This window comes from sulfur-oxidizing endosymbiont of Gigantopelta aegis, from assembly GCF_016097415.1.
In the GTDB taxonomy this organism is placed as follows: domain Bacteria; phylum Pseudomonadota; class Gammaproteobacteria; order GRL18; family GRL18; genus GRL18.
The window spans coordinates 3,921,388-3,941,660 of record NZ_JAEHGE010000001.1 but is presented as its reverse complement, the minus strand read 5'-3'; the positions used below and the strand labels follow the sequence as shown (position 1 = coordinate 3,941,660).

Annotated in this window: 18 protein-coding genes; 15 read left to right on the top strand and 3 right to left on the bottom strand. The window is 40.4% G+C overall.

Annotated elements, in window-relative coordinates; translation table 11 throughout:
- Window positions 1–7 precede the first annotated feature (7 nt).
- Both ubiG and JEU79_RS20460 read right to left on the bottom strand, forming a co-directional pair.
- Complete coding sequence (gene ubiG / locus JEU79_RS20465) at window positions 8–763, bottom strand: bifunctional 2-polyprenyl-6-hydroxyphenol methylase/3-demethylubiquinol 3-O-methyltransferase UbiG (protein ID WP_198265560.1); 756 nt, start codon at window positions 761–763, stop codon at window positions 8–10.
- A gap of 70 nt (window positions 764–833) precedes the next feature.
- A complete protein-coding gene (locus JEU79_RS20460; protein WP_198265559.1) occupies window positions 834–2,171 on the bottom strand; it encodes a TRZ/ATZ family hydrolase in 1,338 nt (445 codons plus the stop codon).
- 192 nt (window positions 2,172–2,363) lie between these two features.
- Between JEU79_RS20460 and mtnA the strand changes: the two genes are divergently transcribed.
- The 15 genes from mtnA (at window position 2,364) to pyrF (ending at window position 18,941) form a co-directional block, all read left to right on the top strand.
- Window positions 2,364–3,458, top strand: coding sequence for an S-methyl-5-thioribose-1-phosphate isomerase (gene mtnA / locus JEU79_RS20455; RefSeq protein ID WP_198265558.1), 1,095 nt, complete (start codon window positions 2,364–2,366; stop codon window positions 3,456–3,458).
- A 191-nt stretch (window positions 3,459–3,649) separates the two neighbouring features.
- On the top strand, window positions 3,650–6,316 hold the full coding sequence (gene gyrA, locus JEU79_RS20450) for a DNA gyrase subunit A (RefSeq protein ID WP_198265557.1): 2,667 nt from the start codon (window positions 3,650–3,652) through the stop codon (window positions 6,314–6,316).
- A 250-nt stretch (window positions 6,317–6,566) separates the two neighbouring features.
- Window positions 6,567–7,649, top strand: coding sequence for a 3-phosphoserine/phosphohydroxythreonine transaminase (gene serC, locus JEU79_RS20445; protein WP_198265556.1), 1,083 nt, complete (start codon window positions 6,567–6,569; stop codon window positions 7,647–7,649).
- A gap of 129 nt (window positions 7,650–7,778) precedes the next feature.
- Complete coding sequence (locus JEU79_RS20440; protein ID WP_198265555.1) at window positions 7,779–8,948, top strand: phosphoglycerate dehydrogenase; 1,170 nt, start codon at window positions 7,779–7,781, stop codon at window positions 8,946–8,948.
- Between the two features lie 81 nt (window positions 8,949–9,029).
- Complete coding sequence (gene pheA / locus JEU79_RS20435) at window positions 9,030–10,163, top strand: prephenate dehydratase (RefSeq protein WP_198265554.1); 1,134 nt, start codon at window positions 9,030–9,032, stop codon at window positions 10,161–10,163.
- Window positions 10,163–11,362, top strand: a complete 1,200-nt coding sequence (gene hisC, locus JEU79_RS20430) for a histidinol-phosphate transaminase (RefSeq protein WP_198265553.1) — start codon at window positions 10,163–10,165, stop codon at window positions 11,360–11,362. Before pheA ends, hisC begins: the two co-directional genes overlap by 1 nt.
- A complete protein-coding gene (locus JEU79_RS20425) occupies window positions 11,359–12,243 on the top strand; it encodes a prephenate dehydrogenase (protein ID WP_198265552.1) in 885 nt (294 codons plus the stop codon). Before hisC ends, JEU79_RS20425 begins: the two co-directional genes overlap by 4 nt.
- Window positions 12,230–12,775, top strand: coding sequence for a hypothetical protein (locus JEU79_RS20420; RefSeq protein ID WP_198265551.1), 546 nt, complete (start codon window positions 12,230–12,232; stop codon window positions 12,773–12,775). The genes JEU79_RS20425 and JEU79_RS20420 overlap by 14 nt, the downstream gene beginning before the upstream one ends.
- A 38-nt stretch (window positions 12,776–12,813) precedes the next feature.
- Window positions 12,814–13,608, top strand: a complete 795-nt coding sequence (locus JEU79_RS20415; protein WP_281400998.1) for an inositol monophosphatase family protein — start codon at window positions 12,814–12,816, stop codon at window positions 13,606–13,608.
- A gap of 205 nt (window positions 13,609–13,813) precedes the next feature.
- Window positions 13,814–15,184 carry a 3-phosphoshikimate 1-carboxyvinyltransferase gene (gene aroA / locus JEU79_RS20410; RefSeq protein WP_198265549.1) on the top strand — a complete coding sequence of 457 codons (1,371 nt, stop codon included), beginning with the start codon at window positions 13,814–13,816 and terminating at the stop codon, window positions 15,182–15,184.
- Window positions 15,184–15,879 (top strand): (d)CMP kinase, encoded by a 696-nt coding sequence (cmk, locus tag JEU79_RS20405; RefSeq protein ID WP_198265548.1) that lies wholly within the window; start codon window positions 15,184–15,186, stop codon window positions 15,877–15,879. The genes aroA and cmk overlap by 1 nt, the downstream gene beginning before the upstream one ends.
- A 198-nt stretch (window positions 15,880–16,077) precedes the next feature.
- Window positions 16,078–16,377: an integration host factor subunit beta gene (locus tag JEU79_RS20400; RefSeq protein ID WP_198265547.1), complete on the top strand. Its 300-nt coding sequence runs from the start codon at window positions 16,078–16,080 to the stop codon at window positions 16,375–16,377.
- A gap of 324 nt (window positions 16,378–16,701) precedes the next feature.
- Window positions 16,702–16,992, top strand: coding sequence for a LapA family protein (locus JEU79_RS20395; protein WP_198265546.1), 291 nt, complete (start codon window positions 16,702–16,704; stop codon window positions 16,990–16,992).
- Window positions 16,993–17,020: 28 nt separating this feature from the next.
- A complete protein-coding gene (gene lapB, locus JEU79_RS20390) occupies window positions 17,021–18,199 on the top strand; it encodes a lipopolysaccharide assembly protein LapB (RefSeq protein ID WP_198265545.1) in 1,179 nt (392 codons plus the stop codon).
- 34 nt (window positions 18,200–18,233) lie between these two features.
- Complete coding sequence (gene pyrF / locus JEU79_RS20385) at window positions 18,234–18,941, top strand: orotidine-5'-phosphate decarboxylase (RefSeq protein WP_198265544.1); 708 nt, start codon at window positions 18,234–18,236, stop codon at window positions 18,939–18,941.
- On the opposite strand, the gene JEU79_RS20380 is transcribed toward pyrF, so the two are convergent.
- Window positions 18,938–20,224 (bottom strand): diguanylate cyclase, encoded by a 1,287-nt coding sequence (locus JEU79_RS20380; protein ID WP_198265543.1) that lies wholly within the window; start codon window positions 20,222–20,224, stop codon window positions 18,938–18,940. The two genes, pyrF and JEU79_RS20380, sit on opposite strands and share 4 nt — an antisense overlap.
- Between the last annotated feature and the right edge of the window lie 49 nt (window positions 20,225–20,273).

Genomic DNA, 20,273 nt, shown 5'->3' with positions numbered 1-20,273 from the left:
AAAGGTGCTAAGAAATATCTTTACGCGCATGAACAAGATAGTTGATATCGACATTTGAGCTAAGATTGCAAACACCAGTGATGGGATTATAGTCCATGCCGGAAATATGCTGGGTCTTTAATCCCGCATCGCGTATCCAACGATCCATCTCTGATGGGCGGATAAACTTTTTAAAGTCGTGAGTGCCCTTGGGCAATAACTTCATAATGTATTCAGCACCAATAATGGCCATTGCATAAGATTTGGCATTACGGTTCACGGTGGAGAAAAAGACATCGCCCTCAGTTTTGACGAGTTTATTACAGGCGGCAATAATTGACGCCGGATCTGGGACATGTTCAAGCATCTCAAGGCAGGTGACTACATCATATTTTCCAGCCTGTTGTTCGGCAAGTTGTTCTACTGTTATTTTTTTATAGGTGACTTTTTCACCGGATTCATAAAGATGCATTTTGGCAATGGTCAGATTGGCATCACCCATATCGATGCCTGTGACATTAGCCCCTTCATGCGCCATGCTTTCAGATAAAATACCGCCACCGCAGCCGACATCTAATACTAATTTACCTTCGATACCATTGGCGCGTTGAATTATATAATCCAAACGGGCAGGATTAAGATCGTGCAGGGGTTTGAATTCACCCTCTCTATCCCACCAGCGTGTAGACATGGCTTCAAATTTGGCCACTTCCTGCGGATCGACATTATTATAATGAGACTTGGCATCAGATTCTGTGCTATTTTGTGCTTGCGTTGCAGTCATGATTTCTCGGTATATAAAAAGAACATGTTAACTATTATCGTAAATTTTTCTATAAAAGTCGAAACATCTATTATTTATTCTGTGGTTTTTTGGCCTGCATTGCTTCTGCCCAAATAATGGCCTGGTCCTTAATCTGTTCTTCGTCAAGCGTCGTTAAACGTCGATTATTCAATAAATGCTTGCCCTGAACCCAGACACCGCTGACCTGTTCTCTGTTGGATGAATAGACAATCTGAGAAATAGGACTAAACACCGGAAGTGTTTCAATAGTGTGCAAATTAATGGCACACATATCAGCAGATTTACCTCTACTTAAAGAACCGGTAACACTATCCAAGCCCAATGCTTTTGCACCATTTAAAGTCGCCATTTTTAATGCCGTGTGCGCAGGAATAATTGAGGCATCCTCAGCAACAGCTTTGGCCAGTAGGGCAGCGGTACGCATTTCACTGAGCATATCTAAATCATTATTGCTGGCAGCACCATCAGTCCCTAGAGCCACATTGATCTTGGCACGGAATAATCGCCCAATAGGGCAAAATCCACTGGCCAATTTTAAGTTAGACTCAGGGCAATGCACAATGTTAACCCCATAGCGCTGTAATAATTCAATTTCATCATCTTTAAGTTGGGTCATATGAACCGCAACAAGAAGCGGTGATAATAAGCCTAATTTTTCCAGTCTTGCGATGGGGCGAATGCCAGTATTAGTAATCGCTTGTTCGACCTCATCGCGGGTTTCATGCAGGTGGATATGAATAGGGATATCCAACTTTTCTGCATAGGTTTTAATTTGTTGCAAAGGTTCATCTGAAACCGTATAGGGCGCATGTGGTGCAAAGGCGGTGGATATTAAAGGGTGATGCCGATATTGCTCATGTAATTCCAGCCCCTTGTGGAGATAATCATCACTGTCCTTTGCCCAAGCAGAGGGGAAATCAATCATAATTAAGCCGAGTGAAACTCGAATACCTGCTTCATCGGCTGACTTTGCCACTGCGTCAGGAAAGAAATACATATCATTAAAGGTTGTCGTACCGCCACGAAGCATTTCAGCAATGGCTAAATCAGTACCCTCTTTAACAAATTGATAATTGACCCATTGAGCCTCAGTAGGCCAAATGTGATCGGTTAGCCATTCCATCAGTGGCAAATCGTCAGCCATCCCGCGCATGAGACTCATTGATGCATGGGTATGGGTGTTGATAAAGCCGGGGATAAGGGCATGGGTGTTAAGATGATGCTCGGTCAGGCTATGATATTTTTTTTTGCATTGCTTGGTGGTTAAAATATCAAGAATTTTTCCCTGATGCGTAACTAGGGAATGATTCTCATAGACTGTTTCATCAGGTTCAACGGGGATTATCCAACGAGCATGTATTATAGAATCGACCAATTGTGATTTCATAGTATTCTTTTTTGTTATAATTGACTTTTATACCCAGTAGCTTACATCTTATCTGAAAATGATCATAAGATAGACCAGCAATTAAATAAAGCCTCCATTGTCCTAAAAAAATCAGTTGAACCTACTGCGAGCGCCTTATGCACTGATTATTTTAGGATTATTCTAAGAACACGATAAATATAAGGGATATTTATGAGCACTCAAGCTTATGACGCAATAAAACCTTTTTTATGGCAGGATGACTGCCTGCAATTACTCGACCAACGCTTATTGCCGGATGAGTTTACCTATATTCGACTCAACGATGTTCAGGCCATTGCACAGGCTATTACTGATATGGTTGTGCGTGGTGCACCCGCCATTGGAATTACCGCAGCCTATGGCATTGTGGTCGCCGCTCGACAACGATTTAACGATGACCCCATCAACTGGAAGGAAAATATTGAAGCCGACTTACAAATTCTGGCACAATCGCGTCCCACTGCAGTTAATTTGTTTTGGGCGATTGATTTGCTACGTGAGGTCATTAAAAGTATCGATGTTGCTGACCCCATCGCTACCCTATTAAGCCTGGCCAAAAAAATTCACCAGGATGATATTGATGCCAATGTTAAAATGGGTGAACTAGGTGCCAGTTTAATTGAAGAGCCCTGTGCTGTGCTGACGCATTGTAATGCAGGTGCTTTGGCAACGGGAGGTTATGGTACTGCCTTAGGGGTGATTAGAAGTGCCTTTAAGCATAAGAAAATTAGTCATGTTTATGCTGATGAGACACGTCCTTGGTTACAAGGTGCACGTCTTAGCGCCTGGGAAATGGTTCATGATGATATCCCTGTGTCAGTATTGGTGGAAGGTGCTGCCGCACATTTAATTAAGACCTCACAGCTTAAGCAAGACAAGGCCGAGCAAGATAAAACTGAACAAGCCATACGATGGATTATTGTCGGTTCAGATAGAATTGCCGCAAATGGTGATGTAGCAAACAAAATTGGTACTTATGCCTTGGCAATTTTAGCTCGCTATCATGGCATTAAATTTATGGTGGTGGCTCCAACCACTACGATTGATATGAATATTACTTGTGGTGATGAAATACCGATTGAAGAGCGCTCGACAGAGGAAGTTTTGACTTGTAGTGGTAAAACTGTCGCAGCAAGGGGAGCGCAGGCCAGAAACCCTGCATTTGATGTGACGCCAGCAGAATTAGTGGATGCGATAGTGACTGAAAAAGGAGTCGTATTAAAGCCTAATCTTGATAAAATGCAGCGATTAATGACAAATGCCTAATAAATGTCAAAAATATCATCATTAATTAGTAATTTAAGCACCATAGGCGGTTGATTTGTGCTAATATAATGCAGTTTTTAGAGTACCTGTTTTAGTTGTTATTTTGAGTTAAATTTTAATCCATCATACAGTTTAAATCGTGACTCTAGTCTGCTGAGAAAAATCATAAAAAACGGATAGATAAGCACTCAATGTCAGATTTTGCAAAAGAACTCCTCCATATCAATATTGTGGATGAGATGAAGCAGTCCTATATGGATTATGCGATGAGCGTAATTGTAGGACGAGCCCTCCCAGATGTTCGCGACGGCCTTAAGCCGGTTCACCGACGAGTCATATATGCCATGCACGAAGCGGGCATGGATTTCAATAAACCCTATAAAAAATCAGCACGTATTGTTGGTGAAGTCCTCGGTAAATATCATCCTCATGGTGATACAGCTGTGTATGACACCATCGTTCGTATGGCGCAGGATTTTTCTCTGCGCTATATGCTCGTCGATGGTCAGGGTAACTTTGGTTCGGTTGATGGTGATTCACCTGCTGCTATGCGTTATACCGAAGTGCGGATGGCGAAAATCTCCCACGAATTACTCGCTGATATTGACAAAGAAACCGTCAATTTTACTGCCAACTATGACGAATCAGAACACGAACCCGTCGTTTTACCGACAAAAATACCCAACCTGCTGATTAATGGTTCTTCTGGTATCGCTGTGGGCATGGCTACAAATATTCCACCGCATAATATGACCGAAGTGGTGACAGCCTGTTTAGCCTTTATTGATGATGCAGATATTACTATCCCTGATTTAATAAAAATCATTCCCGGCCCTGATTTTCCAACTGCTGGTATCATTAATGGTTCACGTGGCATACACGAAGCCTATCATACCGGGCGTGGTCGTATTCGTGTTAGAGCACGAGTAGAAATCGAAGAAATGCCAAATAGCCGCGAGCGTATCGTGGTGACAGAGCTGCCGTATCAGGTGAATAAGGCACGTTTGATTGAACGCATTGCCGAACTGGTTAAAGAAAAGAAAATTGAAGGTATTTCAGAACTGCGTGATGAGTCCGATAAAGACGGCATGCGTATGGTTATTGAAGTAAAACGCGGTGAATCCACTGATGTTTTAGTGAATACCTTATATAAACACACGGCTATGCAGAATGTTTTCGGCATTAACATGGTTGCTCTAGTTGATGGTCAGCCTAAATTATTCAATCTCAAAGAACTCATTGAACAATTTATCCGCCATCGTCGTGAAGTTGTTAACCGTCGTACGGTGTATCAACTGAGAAAAGCCCGTGAAAGAGCGCACATTCTTGAAGGCCAGGCCGTCGCCTTAGCAAATATTGACCCGCTAATTAAAGCCATTAAAGAGTCAGCTAATCCTCAAGAAGCAAAAGAGAAACTCATTGCCAGTCCTTGGGAACCCGGTCTGGTGAAAGAATTATTATCAGGTGGTGGTGAGCAATCACGTCCTGATGGTCTGGAGGAACAATACGGTCTTTCAGATGATGGCTATCATCTATCACCGGTTCAAGCTCAAGCTATTTTAGACTTACGCTTACATCGTTTAACCGGTCTAGAAATCGAAAAAATAGTTAGCGAATACAAAGAAATCATTGAGCAAATCAAATGGTATCTGACTATTTTAGGCAGTCATGAAGTATTAATGGGTGTTATTCGCGAAGAACTTGAAGCGGTATTAGCACAATACGGTGATGAACGTCGTACCGAGATCCGCGAATCAGAAGATGATCTCAACATGGAAGACATGATCACAGAAGAAGAACGTGTGGTTACCTTGTCACATGAAGGTTATGTAAAAACTCAGCCTTTAGCTGATTATGCAGCCCAACGTCGTGGTGGTCGTGGTAAATCAGCCACTTCAATGAAAGATGAAGACTTCATCGATAAGCTCTTTGTGGCTTCCAGTCATGATACTATTTTATGCTTTACCAATGCAGGTCAGGTCTATTGGAAGAAAGTCTATGAATTGCCTTTGGCAAGTCGCGGCTCCAGAGGTCGCCCCATTATTAACCTTCTGCCCTTATCAGAAGGTGAAAAAGTCAATGCTATTTTACCGATTAAAGAGTTTGTTGAAGGGCAGTTCATACTACAGTCAACCGCTAACGGCACAGTTAAAAAGACGCCATTATTAGATTATTCTCGCCCTAGGGCTAATGGTATTCGTGCGATTGAATTGCGCGAAGGTGATAAATTAATTGATGTGCAATTGACCGATGGTCAGCAAGATATTATGTTGTTTAGCACTGAAGGCAAGGCCATACGCTTTAATGAATCACTGGTTCGTTCTATGGGGCGTATTGCCACGGGCGTAAGAGGCATTAAGCTCAATGGCGAACAGAAAATCGTATCATTGATTGTTGTGCCACCGGAATGTGAAGATCGTTATGTGCTAACGGCTACCGAAAACGGTTATGGAAAACGTACCAAGATTTCCGAGTATCCGGTTAAAGGTCGTGGTGGTATGGGCGTATTAGCCATCAAAACATCCGATCGTAATGGTGCTATGGTTGGTGCTTGTTTATTAGATGAATGCAGCGAAATCATGTTGATCACTGATGGAGGCACCATTGTTCGTACCCGTTCAACAGAAATCTCAGTAGTCGGTCGAAATACCCAAGGCGTACGCTTAATTCGTTTAACTAAGGGTGAAAAACTCGTACAAATCGAACGTGTTTGTGAAACCGTGATTGATGAAGATGATGAAGCACTTGATGGTGAGCCTCTTGAAGGTCAGGTAGTTGAAGGTGAAGAGATTGAATCTTCACCTGCAGTTGATTCGGATACTCCTGAGTCTTCCAAGCCTGAAGACTCAGACGACTAGATTTGTAGGGTGGGCACGCTTTTTTGCCCACCTACGATCCTAATAATTATATTGTTCGCACTCATTTTGGCACAGTTCAAACCTTAGTTTACACCTCAGACGTAGGATGTGGTGAGGAACGAACCGCATCAATGGTTTTAAATATGCGTCTTTGATGCGGTTCGTTATACTCACCACATCCTACAAATGTAAATTGCTTATTTGATCTGTTACCTCATTTTTTTTATTTTTAAACCTAAAAGGATAAAAGATGTCTAGAGTTTTCAATTTTAGTGCGGGACCTGCCATGATCCCCGAAGCCGTAATCAAAAAAGCCAGTGAAGAAATGCTCGAATGGAATAATGAAGGCATGTCCGTGATGGAAATATCCCATCGTGGTAAAGCCTTCATGTCTATCGCCAGCAAAGCTGAAGCCAATCTAAGAACCCTAATGTCCATCCCGGACAATTATAAAGTGCTATTCCTTCAAGGTGGTGCAAGCCAGCAATTTTCTGCCATTCCGTTAAATCTTTTAGGTGATAAAACCAGCGCAGACTATGTTAATACAGGTATGTGGTCTAAAAAAGCGATTGCTGAAGCAAAAAAATATTGTACTGTGAATGTGGTTGCAAGCTCTGAAGATTCAGGCTTTACAACGATACCAGATTTTTCCAGCTGGACACTGAATCCCGATGCGGCCTATGTTCACTATACGCCAAACGAAACCATTGGCGGCGTCGAATTTGATTACATTCCTGATACTGGCAATGTACCTCTTATTGCTGATCTGTCATCCACTATTTTATCGCGTCCGATTGATGTATCAAAGTTTGCCATGATCTATGCTGGTGCACAAAAAAATGTTGGCCCTGCCGGTTTAACATTGGTTATTATTCGTGAAGACTTATTGGGTAATGCATCTGCTATGACACCTACCATGTTGAATTATAAGACACATGCTGAGACTGATTCTATGTATAACACACCACCAACCTATAGCTGGTATCTGGCAGGACTAGTATTTGAATGGTTATTGGAAAAGGGTGGTTTAGAAGGCATTAGTGCTATTAATAAGTCCAAAGCAGAAAAACTGTATGCTGCGATTGATAAGGGTGATTTTTATGCCAATCCAGTTGAAATACGTTATCGTTCTTGGATGAACATTCCCTTTACCTTAAAAGATGCTTCACTCGATGCTGAATTTCTTGAACAGGCTGCAAAAAAAGGCCTGGCAACACTAAAAGGTCATCGCTCTGTCGGTGGTATGCGTGCCAGTATTTATAATGCCATGCCAGAAGAAGGTATTGATACACTTGTTGAATTTATGAATGAATTTGCTCAGGCTAATAGTTAATAATTCAATTGAAAATTTAATTACCTTCCCCCACTTCTCTAGAGTTTGTTCATCTTTTTTTGATACAGCAAAACCTTTAAAAAAAGATGAATAAACGTCACGATTTTTTAAAGGATGCGATCATTTATTATGAATAAAATTTTGACTTTAAATAATATTTCTGTGGCAGGTCTTGAACGATTACCACGAGAAAACTATGAGGTTGCCTCTGAAATACAAAACCCTGATGGTATTTTGCTACGCTCATTCAAAATGCATGATATGGAAATTCCGACAAGCTTAAAAGCCGTTGGTCGTGCAGGCACAGGGGTTAATAATATTCCTATCGATAAAATGAGTGCTAGGGGTATTCCTGTTTTTAATGCGCCTGGAGCTAATGCCAATGCTGTCAAAGAGCTGGTGTTGGCCGGAATGCTTATGTCAGCACGTCATATCGGCCCAGCTTGGGAATTTGCTAAAAGTCAGGAAGGTAGTGATGAAGAAATCTCTAAGGCCATTGAAGCAGGGAAGAAAAACTTCGGTGGTTTTGAGTTGCCAGGTAAAACTCTTGGCGTGGTTGGTTTAGGTGCCATAGGACGTGCGATTGCTAAGGTGGCCGAAGATCTGGGTATGAAAGTTATTGGCCTTGATCCCGGCTTGACAGTGGAAGGTGCCTGGATGATTTCATCCAGTGTTAAGCAGACTGCTAGTTTTGATGCCATGTTGCCAGAAGTCGATTTTCTCACTTTTCATGTGCCTTTGATTGATGTCACTCGTAATATGCTTAATGCTGAACGAATCAAACGATTAAAAAAGGGTGTAACGATACTTAATTTTGCTCGAAATGGCATTATTGATGACGAAGCCATGGTTGAAGCGCTTAAATCAGGCGATATATACGGTTATATCAATGATTTTGCCAATAACACCCTTAAAGATGTGCCTAATGTGGTGACCTTACCTCATCTCGGTGCATCCACACAGGATGCGGAAGATAATTGCGCCATTATCGTCTCTGAAAATATGAGAGATTATCTTGAAAATGGCAATATTAAGCTCTCTGTGAACTTCCCTGAAATCAATATGCCCAAATCTGAAAGTTGCTATCGCATCACCATTGCAAATACGAATGTACCGAATATGCTCGGGCAAATATCCTCTCTGTTAGCCGATGCTGGTCTTAATATTCTTGATATGGTCAATAAATCCAAGGGTGATTTAGCCTATACAATTGTTGATGTTAATAATTGTGTGGATAATGACGTGGTTGACACCCTAAAAAATATTAAAGGGGTGTTGGCAGTACGGACATTAAATTAATCAGATTACATTTGTTATAAATTGCAGATCGATTTTATGATAAAATGTCAATCCTACGATTTTTATTAAGGAAATAGAGTCTTGAGTGACGATCTTATACCCATTCGCGATGAAATAGATAAACTGGATCAGCAAATCCAGTTGTTACTGAATCAACGTGCCCGTTGTGCCAAAAAAGTAGCCGATGTCAAAATGGCTGAGTTAAAAGAGGGTGAAAACGCCATTTTTTATCGACCCGAGCGTGAGGCTCAAGTATTACGTAAAGTAATGGATCGTAATACCGGACCGATTAGTGATGAAGAAATGGCACGTTTATTTCGGGAAGTCATGTCTACCTGTCTAGCACTTGAACAACCGATGAAAATTGCCTTTTTAGGTCCTAAGGGTACTTTCACCCAAGCCGCAGCCTTAAAACACTTTGGTCATTCAGTTCTCACTATGCCTTTTTCCGGCATTGATGAGGTATTTCGTGAGGTAGAAGCCGATTCTTGTCATTATGGCGTAGTACCGGTGGAAAATTCCACTGAAGGTGTTATCAGTCATACTTTGGATATGCTCATTGACTCGCCCTTAAATATCTGTGGTGAAGTTTCATTAAGAATCCATCATTATTTAATGGGGCAACAGGATGCTATCACCTTAGATGATTCTAGTATGCTAAGCACTATCACTAAAGTTTATTCTCATCAACAGTCTTTAGCGCAATGCCGGGATTGGCTTGATAATCGTTTACCCGGTATTGAACGTATCCCGGTCAATAGTAATGCTGAAGCAGCTCGTTTAGCCTCTAATGAAGTCGGTGCAGTGGCTATTGCCAGTGAAACGGCTGCAGAAATATATAAGCTCAATGTCCTGGCTGAAAAAATAGAAGATGAACTGGATAATACCACGCGCTTTATCATTTTAGGCAAACAAGTAGTCGAGTCAAGTGCGAATACAGAAGATACAATGTTAGCGGATAAAACCTCAATTATGGTGACATCTGCTAATGAGTCAGGCGCCTTATATAATTTGTTAAAGCCAATCGCAGAGAATGGTTTATCCATGACTCGCATTGAGTCCAGACCATCAAAGAGTGGCTTATGGCAATATTTATTCTTTATTGATGTCGATGGTCACAGTTCAGAGCCTGCTGTTGCCAATGCCTTACTTGCAATAAAGGAACGTGCCAGCTTATTAAAAATTCTCGGCTCTTATCCCAAGGCTGTTTTATAATGAGCAGCGAAGTGGCCTCGCCTAAAGCGGTAGATTATGTCGCACAATTAACGCCCTATGTGCCAGGCAAACCGATCGCAGAACTAGAACGAGAGTATGGCGTCAGTAATGTCGTAAAAGTTGCATCCAATGAAAACCCTTTAGGACCAAGTCCTAAAGTCGTTGATTACTTGCAACAAATGTTACTGCATCCGCAGGAACTTGCCCGATACCCTGATGGCAATGGTTTTGTCCTAAAAAACAAGTTATTGGAATTTTATTCTGCTTTTAATTCAACGCGTAATTCAACTTCTCGTTCTAAAGAGCCATTGCAGTTATCTGTTAATCAAATAACCCTCGGCAATGGTTCTAATGATATTTTAGATTTATTAGCCCGCACCTTTGCCGGTCAAAATGATGAAGTGATTTTTTCTCAATATGCCTTTGCCGTTTACCCAATTGCCACTCAGGCTGTGGGCGCTACTGCTGTTATTACCCCGGCAAAAAATTGGGGACATGACCTTGATGCAATGCTAGAGGCGATTACAGATAAAACACGCTTAATTTTTATTGCCAACCCTAACAATCCAACGGGAACTTGCTTATCGGCAAAGGATTTATTGAATTTCATTAAACAAGTACCCGCTAATATTGTTGTTGTCATCGATGAAGCTTATGAAGAATATGCTTCATCTGTAGACTCACCTTATGTCGAACAGTATCAATCCATGCTCAATGTCTTATATGATTTTGAGAACCTGGTGATCAGCCGAACTTTTTCCAAGGCTTATGGCTTGGCCAGTTTTAGAGTGGGCTATGCTTTTTCATCCAGCGTAATTGCAGATCTGTTAAACCGAGTGAGACAACCCTTTAATAATAATACCTTTGCCTTGGAAGCGGCTGCTATTGCATTGTCAGATCAAAATCATATTGAACGGTCTGCCGCACTGAATTGGCAGGGAATGAATTACCTGATTGAGTCGTTTACCCAGCTTGGCTTAGACTATATTCCTTCTGCGGGGAATTTTATTTGTGTCAACATTGGTACTGAATGCGCGCAGATTTATGAAAAACTACTCTATGAAGGTGTGATTACACGTCCAGTCGCAAATTATCAAATGCCGGAGTTTTTACGCATTTCACTGGGCAGTATGGATGAAAATAAACGAGTCATTAATGCCTTACAAAACGTACTGGGTAAGCTAAGCACAGACAAATGAAAATTAAGCAGCTAACAATTATTGGTGTCGGGCTCATTGGAGGCTCTTTTGCTCGTGCTATACGCAGTGCTGGTATGATTGAAAAAATTATTGGCTGTGGTCGAAATACACAAAATCTTGAAAAAGCTTTAGCACTGGGTGTTATTGATGATTTTTATCTGGATATCCAAAGTGCCGTTAAACAGGCCGATTTGATCTTTATCGCCACCCCTGTTTGCAGTTTTCAGCAAATTCTTACTGAAGTGAAAGAGGCAATGAAAGCTGATGCAATTATTACCGATGCTGGTAGCACCAAGTCCAGTGTTATAGCAGCAGCCAAAGCCGTCTTTACTGAAGTGCCGGAAAATTTTATTCCCGGTCATCCCATTGCCGGCACCGAAAACAGTGGCGTAGAAGCTTCTTTTGCTGAATTATATCAGGATCACCGAGTCATTCTCACGCCACTTGAAAACAGTAATGCTTCGGCACTTGAGTGTGTGCAAGAATTATGGGAGGCAGCCGGGGCAAAAGTGGTTACAATGACTGCGCAGCACCATGATTTAGTCTTAGCCGCCACCAGTCATCTGCCGCATTTATTAGCATTTTCACTGGTTAATACACTGACAACTTTAGACGAAAAACAAGAAATTTTTGAAAATGCCGCAGGGGGATTTCGAGATTTTACTCGAATTGCATCCAGTGATCCCGTCATGTGGCAGGATATTTGTTTAGCCAATAGAGATGCCTTGTTAGAACACTTAGATCACTTTAGCCATGATTTGCAGGAATTACGGTCTGCCTTGGTAAAAGGTGATGGTGAAAAGTTAAAAGCGGTGTTTACTCGTGCTAAACAGAGCCGTGATAGCTTTATGAACTCAGGTTCGAACAATGACAAAAAATAACTCACTGGCTTTCAAAGTTGAACCGGTCGAGCTGGATGCCTTTTGCAAAAAAATCATTAAACGTTCTCGTAATGCAGCGAATATACATGAGGCTTTGGTCGTTTTAGAAGCCTTTGTCAGTAGTTTTTCCAGTGACTCACAAGGTGCTGATAATTATCGAGCGATACAAAATATACTTAAATCCCACTCAGAAATAACTCGTCAATCCTTAATGGATGAAAAAATACTGCAATTGGAGCAAGCCTTACGTACTCATCAAGTGCAAATGCTGGCAGATATTTATACCTCATTATCAAGAAATGGCTTTTATCAGATATTATCAACCGCTATTGGCAATATTGATAAAGCACTGATTGCTGAAATTTCACTCTGGGTTATCCGCTGGGCCAATGAAGCAAAAATAAAAGCTGAAAAAGCCAGTGGTTATCCCGATGCTTTAGATTTTAAAAAAGCCAATATCGCCATTGAACATTATCAATCGATGACAGATATTGCTTATTTTTTTAATCATACTTATCAACATGATTTGTAATTTAAAACGATGCCAATCAAAAAATAAAACAAGAATAAATGACAGAAATCAATTCAATAGAAAACATAGTTAAAGAAGTTTCTAAGACGATTCTCATGCCGTTTTACCAGCAGGTAAAGGCACAAACAAAGGCTGATGGCTCTTTAATCACCGAAGCTGACATCAGTGTGCAAGATGCCATAGAAAAGAAACTACTTGAATTGTATCCAGACTATGGATTTTTTGCTGAGGAATTATCCAGTGAAGCTTTAGAATCATTTTTCTTACATAATCAAACGGGCTATTGGTGTCTTGATCCCATTGATGGCACCAGTAATTTTGCTGCGGGTTTGCCTTTTTTTTCCATTTCTTTGGCGTTAATTATAAATGGTGAAACTCAATTAGGTTTAATCTATGACCCGGTAAGAGATGAGTGTTTTACTGCCCTTAAAGGGCAGGGGGCTTATATGAACGGCAAATTAATTGGTCGTTCTAATGAACCACAACAGCTAAAAGATTGTCTGGCACTCGTTGATTTTAAACGTCTATGCACTACACTGTCATGCCAAATTATCACTCGTCCTCCCTATCGTTCACAACGCAGTTTCGGTTCTATTGCACTAGACTGGTGTTGGTTGGCTATGGGTAGAGGACATATTTATGTGCATGGTAAACAGATGTTATGGGATTATGCGGCGGGTTTATTAATTGCTGAAGAAGCTGATTGTGTTGCTTGCTCTTTTGGTGAAGAGGAACAATCAAATACTATTTTTGAAGAATCCTTAAAACCTAAAAAAGTGATTGCCAGCGTCAATGAAAAACTTCAAAAACAATGGCTTAAAGTCATAACTTAATGTTGTTTGTTGTAGGGTAGTAGGATGCTGCTGAGGAACGAAGCGCATCACAATAGCGCATACTAAACAATAGTGTTAATTATTATCCAGAACTCAGTTTAAATACGCTTATAAACTTGCACTAAGTTATTTTTTTCGTAAACTATAGCTCAATTATTAAGCAGCTTATGCTAAGGCATAAGATTAAAAATACATTAGGATTCTTATGTCAGTAGAACAACGTATTACCTATACCGCACAAGCAGGCGGTTGTTTAACCGGACAGGTTCGTGTTCCCGGCGATAAATCCATTTCACATCGCTCTATAATGCTTGGTTCGCTTAGTGAAGGCACCATGAAAATCTCTGGTTTTTTACAGGGTGAAGATTCTCTGGCAACCCTAAAAGCTTTTCGTGCAATGGGGGTGAATATTACCGGGCCTGATAAATTCGGTAATGTGGTCATCGAAGGGGTAGGAATGCATGGACTTAAAGCACCTGCAGCACCTTTAGACTTAGGTAACTCCGGTACTTCCATGCGTTTGCTGACAGGCTTGTTAGCTGCTCAGGGCTTTGACCTGACCTTGGCTGGTGATGAATCACTATCAACCCGACCCATGAAACGTGTAACCGATCCCGTTATTCAAATGGGCGCCAATATAGAACCCAATACCAATGGCACTGCACCACTGACAATCAAGTCAGATAATAACACCCAACTGAACGGTATTGACTATACCTTGCCTATGGCAAGTGCACAGGTTAAGTCCTGTGTGTTATTAGCCGGACTATATGCGCAGGGTGAGACCTGTGTGACAGAACCAGCCCCCACTCGTGATCATACTGAACGTATGTTACAAGGTTTTGGTTATACGCTTGAGGTACAAAATATTGATGAGCAACGGCGTAAAATATGTTTGCAGGGGGGCGGTAAACTCATAGCTTGCGATATAGACGTGCCTTCAGATATCTCTTCTACAGCCTTTTTTATAGTCGGAGCAAGTATCGCTAAAGGCTCGGATATTACCTTGCAACATGTGGGCATAAACCCGACGCGCATTGGTGTCATCAATATTCTCAAAGCAATGGGTGCTGATATCACACTGAGTAATGAGCAGGAAGTGGGTGGGGAACCGGTTGCTGATATTTGTGTTCGCTATGCCCGACTTAAAGGCATTCACATTCCCGAAGATCAAGTGCCACTTGCCATTGATGAATTTCCCGCCATTGCAATTGCGGCGGCCTGTGCTGATGGTCAAACCATTTTGACCGGGGCAGAAGAATTGCGTGTTAAAGAAAGTGATCGCATTCAAGCGATGGTTGATGGCTTGCAAATTTTAGGCATTGATTGTCAAGGCACGGATGATGGCATGATTATCAATGGTGGCACAATGTCTTCCGGCACGGTTGATAGTTTAGGTGATCATCGTATTGCCATGTCATTTGCTATGGCGGCCTTAGCGGCTCAAGGCACAATTACTATTAAGGACTGTGCCAATGTGAATACCTCTTTTCCTGATTTTATTGCTTTGGCACAAAAAACGGGTTTAAACGTCAGTTCATCTTCAGACAGCAGTGATGATAAGGCGAGTTCTTAATGACTGAACTGCAAAATAAAGAGTATAACATTCCTATAATTACCATTGATGGCCCGGGTGGTGTTGGAAAGGGAACTATTTCAGCATTAGTGGCAGCTGAACTCAATTGGAATTATCTGGACAGTGGGGCGCTTTATCGTTTAACGGGACTCGCTTGTCTGTTAAATGAGATTACTTTTGATCAGACCAATGCTGTTGCACAGCTTGCTGAAAATTTAGCCGTTAAATTTTTACCTGAGGGTGGTATTTTACTCGATGGTCAAGAAGTCGAAGCAAAAATAAGAACTGAAGTGGCGGGCAATAATGCCTCTAAAGTGGCTGCCATTCCTGAAGTAAGAGAGGCATTGTTTAAGCGTCAAAAAGCATTTTTGCAAGCTCCTGGTCTGATAGCCGATGGTCGCGACATGGGAACGAGCATCTTTCCCGATGCAATGGTCAAAGTTTTTTTAACGGCATCGGCAGATGAACGAGCAAAAAGGCGTTATAAGCAGTTGATAGAGAAAGGAAATAATGTTAAACTCGCCGACTTGATTAGGGAAATTCAAGAGCGTGATGAGCGGGATATGAACCGTAGTGCGTCGCCTCTGGTGGCAGCAGCAGATGCACATATTATTGATACTTCTGAATTAACAATTGATGAGGTTTTTCAGGAGGTCATGAGCCTGTTTAAAATGGCTCAAACAAAAAATAGATAATAAGATTTTCATCAATATAAAATTATACAGATAATTAATTTTTGTCCATCCGTTCGAGCTTTCCCCTTCTAAAGAAGGGGGAAGTTAAAAGCGGAATTTACGGTGGGCATTAAATTATATTGTGGATTAAGATGTAACTATGATTTCCCAAATATCATAGACGCACTTATACCAATCGACCTAAGGATAATATAAACAATGACAAAATCTGAGTTGATTGAAGCGCTAGCTCAAAAACAATCTCAATTAGCCTATAAAGATGTTGAATTAGCGGTGAAATCAATGCTAGACCTCATGGCTCAAACTCTTGCCACAGGTGAGCGAATAGAAATACGTGGTTTTGGCAGTTTTTCATTACACTACCGTCCACCAAGAACGGGGCGTAATCCAAAAACCGGCGATGCTGTGACTCTTGCTTCAAAATATGTTCCACACTTTAAGCCAGGTAAAGAATTACGTGAACGTGTTAATAAAACACGAAACAATGATTTGTTATAGAGTGATTTGTTATAAAGCAACCTATTTGTAAAACGAAATACTTAAAAACAGATTAACCATCTATATCGATGCTATTTAAAATCAAGCTTAGCTTAGTTGGTATTAAATTATCAGTCAATATCTTCATTGACAATTTAATACCAACTCAGTGCTTAAGAAACTCTCCCTTGTCTATTATTTTTCATCAATGAGTAAAAAAAGAAGATAATTTCCTCTATTTTTACTATACTTCTGAACATCGGTGAAAACCCGTCAACTGACTAAATTATAGATTTAAACAGAACAATTTTGACTCTTATCTCTGACATGAATTGGATATAATACATGAAGCGATTGTTTAGCATATTAGTTTTACTTATCTTTATGGCTTTTGGTGTGGCAATTGCGATTGTTAACGCCGAACCAGTACAATTTAATTTTTATTATGGCAGTATGACTCAACCACTATCAATCTTATTGGTGGGTGCTATTATGATAGGGGCTTTGTTAGCGACAATTATTAATAGTATGGTTATTTTTAGTTTAAGACATCAGGTTCGCCGTGCACAACGTCAATTGAAGAAAGTTGATGAAAAATCCGTAACCGTATTACAAGCGCCTGAAAAACACATTTGATAAGATTAAGTCTTGTTCAGGTTATATGATGGAAAATACACCTTTAATTATTGTTTTGCCCTTCGTTATTCTTGCTTTCATGCTGGGTTATTTCCTAGGACGAAAAAAAAATGACAGCAATGACTCTGCTTCAAGTTACTTACTCAGCTCTGATTACTTTAAAGGCTTAAACTACCTTTTAAATGAACAAACCGATAAAGCCATCGATGTTTTTGTTGGTATGTTAGAAGTGGGTGAAGAAACAGTTGATACACACATCTCTCTGGGTAATCTTTACCGGCAAAGAGGTGAAGTCGAACAAGCGATAAAAATCCACCAAAATGTAATAGCCAAACCTTCTTTAAGCTTAGCGAAAAGAAATGATGCACTCTATGAATTAGCCCGTGATTTTATGCACGCAGGTTTATTAGACAGAGCTGAAAATCTATTTCAGGCATTATTACAAAAACAATCCCATGTGCCTTCTGCGTTAAAATATCTATTGTCAATCTATGAACAGGAACATGACTGGAGTGAGGCTATTATTACGGCCAAAAAACTCGAATCTGCTATCAATAAATCCTATTCATTACAAGTTGCTCACTTTTATTGTGAGCTTGCCCTAGCGAATTATCAATCGGGTAATAGTAAAGAAGCACTAAAGCTGGTGAAAAAAGCACTGGGTACAGATAAACAGTCCGTACGTGCCAGTATACTAGAAGGTGAAATACACCATAAACTGGGCAATTGTAAGGCCGCCACACGTGCCTATCGTAGAGTTGAGCAACAAGATCCTTTACTGATTTCAGAAGTATTAGAGCCTCTAATTCACTGTTATAAGGAATTGGGTAATAATAAAGAGGTTAAAACCTATTTAGAATATGTGCTCAATAAATACGGTGGTATTACCTCAATTTTACTTTATGCTGAGCAAATTCAAAGTCGTGTTGATGATAAGACCGCTGCATTATTCATTGTTGAATCTTTAAGAAAAAAACCCTCTTTGCGTGGTTTAAGTTCATTGATTGATATGAGCCTTGATTTCACCAAAGGAACAGCGCATGACAATTTGTTAATTTTGCAGGAAATCACCAATAAACTACAAGAAAACAAACCTGTCTATCAATGCACGCAATGTGGTTTTCATGTCAAGTCGATGTACTGGAATTGCCCCAGTTGTAAGTCCTGGAGTTCTATAAAACCCATCCAGGGTATAGAAGGCGAATAGACTCTTTTGGCTATTATATTATTTAGGAAAAACTATGATTTCTATTCATGATCCAAAAATTATCATTGCTTTAGATTTTAAAGATGAAGCAAGTACAATGGCCTTAGTGGATCAACTTGAACCCCAATTGTGTCGTTTAAAAGTGGGCAAAGAATTATTTGTGCGTTGTGGCCCTGCATTAGTTAAAAAGTTAATTGATAAAGGCTTTGATGTTTTTTTAGATCTCAAATTTCATGATATCCCAAATACCGTTGCAGCTGCCTGCCAAGCTGCTGCTGATATGGGCGTGTGGATGGTCAATATTCACGCCTCCGGTGGTCGTAAAATGATGCAATATGCCCGTGAAGCCATTGAAAAAAGTGAGCACCAGCCATTGTTGATTGGGGTCACGATTTTGACCAGTCTTAATCGTCAGGATATCGCAGAAGTGGGCTTGGATATAGAGCCTGCAGAACAGGTTTTGCGTTTGGCAAAGCTGGCAAATGAGTCTGGGCTGGATGGTGTAGTTTGTTCACCCTTAGAAGTAACTGAATTAAAACAGCAGATTGGTTCTGACTTTTGTCTAGTAACGCCTGGGGTTAGACCAGCAGGTTCTAATATAGGCGATCAACAACGTGTTATGACACCTTCACAGGCCTTATTGGCAGGTTCGGATTATCTTGTTATTGGTCGTCCAATCACGCAAAGCAACAAACCTTTAGAGGCACTAAAAAATATTCTCTTGGAATGTAATATGCTTTAGTTTGCCCTATTCGTTAAATCAAACGAACACACTTTGTTTCTGCCTGATTCTTTTGCTTCATATAGAATTTTATCAGCCACCTTAAACAGTTCATTAATATCCGAGTTTTCATTTAAAAACGTGTTGATCGCACCAATACTGATGGTGATTTTAATGTCTGAGAAATCATGGAACTCTATATTCTTTCTGAATTTTTCTGCGATGGTCAAAGTTTGTTCATAATCCGTATCGTATAAAATAACAATAAATTCCTCACCACCATAACGTGCGCTGAAATCTTCAGATCTAAAATTAGATAAAATCAATTTACCCATTTGAATGAGTACATTATCCCCAACAAGATGGCCATGAGTATCATTAACTTGTTTGAAATGATCAATATCGAAAAATAGAATGCCAATGGGTTTTTGGTGACGAATTGCAGAACTACAAAACTTAGGGAGTAAGGTTTCCATTGCATGACGATTATATAAACCCGTCAGGTGATCTTGCATTGCTTGTTTATAGAGTAAATCTTGCTGTATCTCAACCTGATCAAATAAATTTTTGGTGGTTATCAGGTTCTTTACACGGACTAATAACTCGTCTTTAACATAGGGTTTGACTATATAATCATTAGCCCCTGAGCGTAATAATTCGACTCGTCGTGACACATCATCAAGACCTGAAACGGCAAGTACCGGCATTTTATAATTTTCAGGCGTTATTTTTCTTAACTCTCTTACAAAGCCCAGGCCATCCAATTTACCCTCTACCACGACATCAGTGATAACCATATCGTAAATGTCCTGATTGTTTTTATAGGCAATAATTGCCTCATCAGCGCTAATATAGTGATCAAAGGTCATGTTACAAGCTTCTAAGTCACGCATCGTCAGTATGGCGGCAGTTTTACTGTCTTCGATGTACAATATGTGTGCATTGATTGAACAGACGCGGCGATTTAATAAGGACTGAATATTGTTGGATAATTCTTCAAAGTTTGACCGATCAAAAATTTCTGTCACACCCGCATTATAGGCATCAAGTGTTGATAAATGTTTAATATTAGAAGCCATTAACATTATTGGTATGTCGCGGTATTTTTTTATTTTACGGATTTCAGTGGCTAAATCGACACCACTTTTGTCAGCTTCAAGTTGATAGGCAGTACAGACAATATCGATTTTTTCGTCTGCAAGACGCTGTAAGGCATGATGATAATCATGGACCACTGACACGATGACACCTTCGCCAGAAAAAATGCGTGATAATACGGTTTGTTGTAGCCTTGAGCGTTCCACTATCAACACTTTCATAAAATTTAGAGCCTTGTTGGTGTAAGAGTTATTG

Excerpts from the sequence above, each read along its gene's own strand:
- JEU79_RS20420 (WP_198265551.1), top strand. The coding sequence starts at position 12,230 with ATGACAAAAAATAACTCACTGGCTTTCAAAGTTGAACCGGTCGAGCTG.
- JEU79_RS20440 (WP_198265555.1), top strand. The coding sequence starts at position 7,779 with ATGAATAAAATTTTGACTTTAAATAATATTTCTGTGGCAGGTCTTGAA.
- JEU79_RS20415 (WP_281400998.1), top strand. The coding sequence starts at position 12,814 with ATGACAGAAATCAATTCAATAGAAAACATAGTTAAAGAAGTTTCTAAG.
- ubiG (WP_198265560.1), bottom strand. The coding sequence starts at position 763 with ATGACTGCAACGCAAGCACAAAATAGCACAGAATCTGATGCCAAGTCT.
- mtnA (WP_198265558.1), top strand. The coding sequence starts at position 2,364 with ATGAGCACTCAAGCTTATGACGCAATAAAACCTTTTTTATGGCAGGAT.
- lapB (WP_198265545.1), top strand. The coding sequence starts at position 17,021 with ATGGAAAATACACCTTTAATTATTGTTTTGCCCTTCGTTATTCTTGCT.
- serC (WP_198265556.1), top strand. The coding sequence starts at position 6,567 with ATGTCTAGAGTTTTCAATTTTAGTGCGGGACCTGCCATGATCCCCGAA.
- JEU79_RS20425 (WP_198265552.1), top strand. The coding sequence starts at position 11,359 with ATGAAAATTAAGCAGCTAACAATTATTGGTGTCGGGCTCATTGGAGGC.
- cmk (WP_198265548.1), top strand. The coding sequence starts at position 15,184 with ATGACTGAACTGCAAAATAAAGAGTATAACATTCCTATAATTACCATT.
- gyrA (WP_198265557.1), top strand. The coding sequence starts at position 3,650 with ATGTCAGATTTTGCAAAAGAACTCCTCCATATCAATATTGTGGATGAG.
- hisC (WP_198265553.1), top strand. The coding sequence starts at position 10,163 with ATGAGCAGCGAAGTGGCCTCGCCTAAAGCGGTAGATTATGTCGCACAA.
- aroA (WP_198265549.1), top strand. The coding sequence starts at position 13,814 with ATGTCAGTAGAACAACGTATTACCTATACCGCACAAGCAGGCGGTTGT.
- JEU79_RS20395 (WP_198265546.1), top strand. The coding sequence starts at position 16,702 with ATGAAGCGATTGTTTAGCATATTAGTTTTACTTATCTTTATGGCTTTT.
- JEU79_RS20460 (WP_198265559.1), bottom strand. The coding sequence starts at position 2,171 with ATGAAATCACAATTGGTCGATTCTATAATACATGCTCGTTGGATAATC.
- JEU79_RS20400 (WP_198265547.1), top strand. The coding sequence starts at position 16,078 with ATGACAAAATCTGAGTTGATTGAAGCGCTAGCTCAAAAACAATCTCAA.
- pyrF (WP_198265544.1), top strand. The coding sequence starts at position 18,234 with ATGATTTCTATTCATGATCCAAAAATTATCATTGCTTTAGATTTTAAA.